The organism is Mesorhizobium sp. M0060 (assembly GCF_040323155.1).
Taxonomy (GTDB): domain Bacteria; phylum Pseudomonadota; class Alphaproteobacteria; order Rhizobiales; family Rhizobiaceae; genus Mesorhizobium.
In genome coordinates this window covers 1-2482 of record NZ_JAMYUP010000139.1, presented here as the reverse complement: position 1 = coordinate 2482, position 2482 = coordinate 1, and the positions used below count along the sequence as shown (strand labels likewise).

Annotated in this window: 2 protein-coding genes; both read left to right on the top strand. The window is 61.1% G+C overall.

What is annotated here, in order from left to right; translation table 11 throughout:
* On the top strand, positions 1–394 hold a 394-nt coding region (locus tag NKJ94_RS37180; RefSeq protein WP_352532725.1), incomplete at its 5' end, for a hypothetical protein.
* A complete protein-coding gene (locus NKJ94_RS37175; RefSeq protein ID WP_352532723.1) occupies positions 391–2478 on the top strand; it encodes a recombinase family protein in 2088 nt (695 codons plus the stop codon). The genes NKJ94_RS37180 and NKJ94_RS37175, both read left to right, overlap by 4 nt.
* Positions 2479–2482: the final 4 nt, after the last annotated feature.

The window sequence follows — 2482 nt, the reverse complement described above, 5'->3', positions numbered from 1 at the left end:
AGCGAAGGCCTACAGGAATATCCCTGCTGGTGAGTCTGACGAATCATCGGTCGAAGTGGTCCGGGTATTGGATCCGTGTCATCCGCTTTACGGGCGATCCTTCCGTGTGATCCGCCGAGTTGCCCATCACCGCGGCAATTTTCCACCATCATACGAAGTCGAGCACCGTGATGGATCAACATTGCTGATCCCTGTGACAGCAACTCAGAAGTATGTAGAGAAGGCGAATCAGACTAAGTTGAGTGTCGAGGCGGTTCGGGATCTTGTCGCGGTGGCGGAATGTCTCGAAGGTCATGACCATAGACCCCAAGAGCCTATGGGCGACGCTGTCACCAGCTTTGCGGCGTCAAATCCTCGACGACGTCGCCGCGGTTCTGGCGGAGGTGTCTCGTGAAGTCCGAACTGGTCAAGCCAACTCATCTGGCGCGCAGAGCGGTTGTTTACGTCCGACAGTCGACGCCACACCAGATGGTAAGCAATCAAGAGAGCCTGCGGCTGCAGTACGCGCTTCGCGTGCGCGCCCGCGAACTCGGCTGGCATGACGCCGATATCGACGTCATCGATGCCGATCTCGGCTTGAGCGGAGCCTCGGCTGCAAAACGGAATGGCTTCAAGGAACTCGTCGGTCGGGTCGGCCTGAGCGAGATCGGGTTGATCCTCTCGATAGACGTCACGCGGCTGGCTCGCAATTGTTCCGATTGGTATCCGCTCCTGGATATCTGCGGCCTGCGCGGTTGCCTCATTGCCGATCGCGATGGCGTCTATGATCCCGGCAGCGCCAATGGTCGCCTGCTTCTCGGCTTGAAGGGAACGATCTCGGAGCTTGAGCTGCATACGATCCGAAGCCGTCTGACGGCCGGTCTGCTTGCCAAGGCCGAGCGCGGCGAGCTTGCACTAACACTGCCCGTCGGCTTGGTGCGCGATCCAAGCGGGGTGGTTGTCAAAGATCCAGATCTCGCCGTTCAGGAGCGGCTTGAGCTTATATTCGAGACATTCCTGAAGTTCCGCACCGTCGCCAAGGTCATGCGTGTGCTGAATGATCGTGGCCTGGCTCTGCCGCGCCGCGACTGGCACGGCGAACTTCACTGGGCGCGAGCGACGGTCTCGGCGGTGGCGGCAGTCCTGAAGAATCCCGCTTACGCCGGTGCCTTCGTCTATGGACGAACCCGCCTTCGTGCCGCCACGGGAGAAGGCGGTTCGCCGGGAAAGGTGCCGCGGCCAATCGATGAATGGCGCATCGTCGTGAAGGGCCGGTATCCACCCTACATCGACTGGCCAACCTATGAGAAGATCCGCGACATCGTACGAGACAACCGGGCCGAATATATGCGCATCAAAACGAGAGGTGCCCCTCGCAATGGCGAACTTCTCCTGCATGGCATCGCTTGGTGCGGGCGATGCGGCCACAAGATGTACGTTCGCTACAAGGGTGGCGGAGAGTATGTGTGCAATCACCTGCGCTCACACACGGGCTTGCCTGCGTGCCAGTACATCCGTGCTCCACGCGTGGATGCCGCTGTGGCCGCCGCATTCTTGACGGCGCTGGCTCCCGCCGAGCTTGACGCACTATCGCGGGCGCGGCGGGCACAGCAGCAAGTCGACAAGGCCTTGCGCACGAGCGCGGAGCGTGAGCTTGAGCGCAAGCGCTATGCTGCGGCACTGGCAGAGCGGCAGTTCAACCGCGTCGATCCTGACAACCGTCTTGTCGCCGGCGAACTCGAGCGTCGGTGGGAGGCTGCATTGAGCGAAGTCCGCGCTGCCGAGGAAGCCCTCGCTCGGCAAGCGTCGGCTGAGCCTGTTGCGCAATTGGCATTGGGCAAGGTCCTCAACAGTAAGGTAGTCGCCCTGTCCGGCTGCCTGCCGCAGATCTGGGCGGGCGACGCCACGACGGATGCTCATCGCAAGGCGCTATTGCGGTGCCTGATCGAAAAGATCGTTCTCGATCGCGGCGAGCGCGACGTTGCTCTGGTCAGGATCGTGTGGCGAGGCGGCGCGGTGACCGAACTTGAAGTGAAGATGAAGGTTAACTCCGTCGCCAAGCTCACGCGCGGTGGAGAGATGCGCGCGCGTCTGATCGAACTCGCGCAGGCCGGCATGCCTGACAATGAGATTGCCGCCGTCCTCACCCGGGAGGGGCACCACTCGCCCAATTGCTCGGACAAGGTCCTGCCGATCACTGTGCAGCGGATCCGGCTCGGTGCCGGGATCAGGATAACGACGCAGCGCAACCGATGGACCCACGAGTTCACTTCGCTCAGCGCCACACAACTGGCCGCACGGCTGAACATCCCCGTCAATTGGATCTACGTGCAGATCAGGCAGAAGCGCCTCTTGATCGACCGTCAGTCGACTGGAGCTTACCTGTTCCAAAACTCGCCTTCCGTAATCGATGCGGTCCGTGACCTCCGCAACCACACCATTAGCCACCTTGATCTGAGAATCATTCAGCTTCACCAGGAGGGGCATCAACATGCGTGATCGA